A 4,390-nucleotide genomic window follows, 5' to 3' on the forward strand; every position below is an offset into this window, starting at 1 on the left:
ACTGTGTCTGCGGAGCGGGTGGACACGGCGACGTTGGATGCCGGGTATTGGTTTACCAATCTGCGCCAGACGGTGCGTTTTCATGAGGCGATCGAGGCGTTGATCGGTGCCGGTCACCATGCGTTCGTGGAGGTCTCACCGCATCCGGTACTGACGATGGGTATCGCGGAAACCCTCGATGCGTCCGAGGTGCGAGGGGTTGCTGTCGGCAGCCTGCGCCGCGCCGAGGACGACGTCGAATGCCTGCTCAGCGCGGCGGCGGAGCTCTTCGTGACCGGGACGAACGTCGACTGGAGCGCCGCCGTGCCCGCGCTCGGCATCGTCGGCCGCCGAGTGCCGCTGCCCACCTACGCTTTCCAGCACGACCGGTACTGGCTGAACGCCGGCCCCGTGGCCGGCGACACGACCGGACTGGGCCTCGGCGCTATCGCGCACCCGCTGTTGGGCGCGGTGGTGGGCCTGCCGGACGGCGAGCGCGTCCTGCTGACCGGCCGGTTGACGGCGCACACCCAGCCCTGGCTCACCGACCACACCGTGCTCGGCTCGGTTCTCTTCCCCGGCTCGGGGTTCATCGAGCTGGCGACACAGGCGGGCGACCAGGTCGGCTGCGGGTATATCGAGGAGCTGGTGCTGGAGGCGCCGCTCGTCATCTCCGATGCCGGAGTCGACCTGCGGATCGTGGTCGGCGGGGACGAGGACGGGCACCGGGCGATCGAGATCTATACCCGCGACGAAACCCTCGGCGCGGAGCAATGGGCGCGGCATGCGAGCGGCGTCCTTGCCTCGGACGCAACCGAATTCGATGATCTGGAACCGTGGACCTGGCCGCCCGCGGGCGCCGAGCCGGTCGATATCACCGGCTTCTACGACCGGCAGACCGCGGTCGGGTACGGTCCGGCGTTCCAGGGCCTGCGGTCCGCGTGGCGCGACGGCGCGGACATCTACGCCGAGGTAGGCCTTCCTACCCAGACAGGTGACGCGGGCGCGAACGCGGCCGGATTCGCGCTGCATCCCGCGTTGCTGGACGCCGCGCTGCACGCCTACGGCCTCGCCGTTCCCACGGATACCGGCTCGCCGGGGTTGCCCTTCACCTGGACCGGGGTCGCCGTGCGCGCCGAGGGGGCGTCGATCCTGCGGGTGCGGCTGCGTGTGACGGAGGCCGACACCTTGAGCCTGGTCGCGTTCGACCCGGCGGGTGCCCCCGTGCTGACGGTGGAGTCGCTGGTGCTCCGGCCGGTTTCGGCGGAGCAGCTTCGGCCCGCGCAGGGTGCCGAATCGCGCGATTTGTACGGGCTGGACTGGGTGGCGGCGCCGGCGGGCCGGCCGGTTGATTCCGGCCGGTGGGCAATCATCGATGGTCCGGGGGCACAGGTCCTGGCGGACGGCTTGTCCGGCCGGGGCATAGCTGCGCGGATCGTCGCCGGGCTCGATGAGCTGGCCGGTGCGCAGGCACCGGAGTTTGTGGTACTGCCGGTCGACCCAGGTGAAGAAGCCACCTTGGCGCGGGACGCGGTGTCCCGGACGCTGGCTGTGCTGCAGGCGTGGGTCGCGGCACCGGACTGGGAGCCATCGCGGCTCGTGGTGGTGACCAGAGGTGCGGTCACCGCAGTTGCGGGGGAGCCGGTCGCGGACCTCTCGGGCGCGGCGGTCTCGGGCCTGGTGCGGTCGGCGCAGGCGGAGCACCCGGACCGGTTCGTCCTGGTAGACGCGGACGGGCAGGCCGACGACACCGGGCAGCTGGCGGCGGCGGTCGCGTGCGGCGAACCACAGTCGGCAATTCGTGCGGGCGTGGTCCTGGTCCCTCGGTTGACCCGTGTCCTGGCCGCCGATCCGCGCGAGCTGCGGGCCTCCGGAACGGTATTGATCACCGGTGGGACGGGTGTGCTCGGGACCGCCCTGGCGCGGCACCTGGCGCAGCCGGACGGACCGAGGCTGCTGCTCGTGTCTCGCCGCGGCCCCGATGCTCCCGATACCGAAGCCGTTCTCGCCGAGCTGCGAGCGCTAGGCGCCGAAGCCGAGGCCGCAGCGTGTGACATCGCCGACCGGGATGCGCTAGCCGAGCTGCTGGCGGGCATCCCCGCCGAACGGCCACTGACGGCGGTGATCCATGCGGCCGGGGTACTCGATGACGGGATGATCGCGGCGCAGACGCCGGACCGGCTCGACACGGTGTTCGCTCCGAAGGCCATGGCGGCGTGGCACCTGCACGAGCTGACCGCCGAGCTGCCGTCGGTGTCGGCGTTCGTGCTGTTTTCGTCGGCGGCGGGCACAATCGGGAACGCCGGTCAAAGTAACTACGCGGCGGCCAACGCGTTCCTCGACGGTCTCGCCGCCTACCGGCGTGGACATGGCCTGCCCGCGGTGTCCCTGGGCTGGGGCATGTGGGCACAGGATTCGGGCATGACCGGGCATCTCAGCCGTGACGATCGAGATCGGCTGAGTCGCAGCGGATCCGGCGCGCTGCCGACCGAGGACGCGCTCGCGCTGTTCGACCTGGCGGTACCGAGCGACCGGCCGCAGCTGCTGCCGATGCGCCTGAACATCAAGGCGCTGCGGGAGCAGGCCGCCGCGGGAACACTGCCACCGTTGCTGCGTCAGCTGGTGCCGGCCGGGCGTCGCCGAGCCATGGCCAACGCTGCGGGCGGCGACGCCGCGCTCGCTGAACGGCTGGCCGGGCTCCCGCCTGACGAGCGACGGAAGGTCGTGATCGACCTCATCCGGGGCACAGTCGCGCGGGTGCTCGGATATGCCGAGAGCGGTGCTGTCGGCATCGACCGAAGCTTCGTCGAGCTCGGATTCGATTCGCTGACCGCCATCGAACTCCGCAACCGCCTCGCCGAGGCGACCGGACTCCGGCTTTCCGCCACGCTCGTGTTCGACCGTCCGACATCGGCGGAGCTGACGGACTACTTGCTGGACCGGCTCGAGCCTGCCGCTCGTGCACCGCTGGCCGGACTGCTGGATGCCCTCGACAAGGGACTCGACCGGATCGCGGACCTGACCTCTGCGAACGCACCGGATGCGGACGCCGAGGTATTGGGCCGGCTGGAACGGCTGGAGGCCAGGATCGCCGAGCTTCGGTCACGCGATTCGGTCGGCACGGAGAAACGCGCGATCGAGGAGCTGAGCGACGAGGAAATGTTCAGTTTCATCAGCCAGAACCTGAACGTCACCGAGTAGCCGGAAAGCGATTGGTCATGGATAACCAGCAGAAGCTTCGCCATTTCCTCAACGAGGTCACGGCCGACCTCATCGATACGCGCAACCGGCTCGACCAGGTGCTCGCCTCGGCCGGGGAGCCGATCGCCGTGGTGGGCATGGCATGCCGGCTGCCCGGTGGTGTGCGGTCGCCAGAGGACCTCTGGGACCTGGTGGTCGCCGGCACCGACGCGATGTCCGATTTCCCGGGCGATCGCGGCTGGGATCTGGCCGGCCTGTACGACCCCGATCCGCAGCACCGGGGTACCACCTACGCCCAGCAGGGCGGCTTTCTGGATGGCGCAGGCGATTTCGATGCGGGCTTCTTCGGTATTTCGCCGCGTGAGGCATTGGCCATGGATCCGCAGCAGCGGTTGTTCTTGGAGACGAGCTGGGAGGCGATCGAGCGGGCCGGCCTCGACCCACTGTCGCTGAAAGGTAGCGACACCGGGGTTTTCGCGGGGCTGATGACGCACGACTACGCGTCGCGCCGGGTGCCCGCGGAACTGGAGGGAATCTTCGGCGTCGTCAACTCCGGGGCAGTGGTGTCGGGCCGGGTTGCGTTCGAGTTGGGTTTGGTCGGCCCGGCGATCACCATGGACACCGCGTGTTCGTCATCGCTGGTCGCCGTGCACTCGGCCGTGCAGGCGCTACGCAAGGGCGAGTGCGGTCTTGCGCTGGCCGGCGGCGTGACCGTGATGGTGAGTCCGTTGACGTTCACCGAGTTCAGCCGTCAGCGGGGGGTGGCGCCGGACGGTCGGTGCAAGTCTTTCGCGGCGGCCGCGGATGGCACGGGTTGGGGCGAAGGCGCGGGAGTGCTTCTGCTGGAGCGTCTTTCGGATGCTCGGCGGTTGGGGCATGAGGTGCTGGCCGTGGTCCGGTCCTCGGTGGTGAATCAGGATGGTGCGTCGAATGGTTTGACGGCGCCGCATGGTCCATCGCAGGAGCGGCTGATCCGTCAGGCGTTGTCGACGGCCGGCCTGTCGTCAGCGGATATAGATGCGGTGGAGGCACACGGAACCGGGACCGTGCTCGGCGATCCGATCGAGGCGCAGGCGTTGCTGGCGACCTATGGGCAGGACCGTCCATCGGACCGGCCGTTGTTGTTGGGTTCGATCAAGTCGAATATTGGTCATACGCAGGCGGCTGCGGGTGTGGCGGGTGTGATCAAGATGGTGCAGGCCATCCGGCA

General features: G+C 69.5%; 2 protein-coding genes. Both read left to right on the plus strand.

Annotated elements, in window-relative coordinates:
* The coding region (locus ABZ942_RS43755; protein WP_357392264.1) for an SDR family NAD(P)-dependent oxidoreductase at positions 1 to 3,180 on the plus strand (3,180 nt) is incomplete at its 5' end.
* Positions 3,181 to 3,197: 17 nt separating this feature from the next.
* A partial coding sequence (locus ABZ942_RS43760; protein WP_357392266.1) for a polyketide synthase occupies positions 3,198 to 4,390 on the plus strand: 1,193 nt, incomplete at its 3' end.

The organism is Nocardia sp. NPDC046473, assembly GCF_040645995.1.
Taxonomy (GTDB): domain Bacteria; phylum Actinomycetota; class Actinomycetes; order Mycobacteriales; family Mycobacteriaceae; genus Nocardia.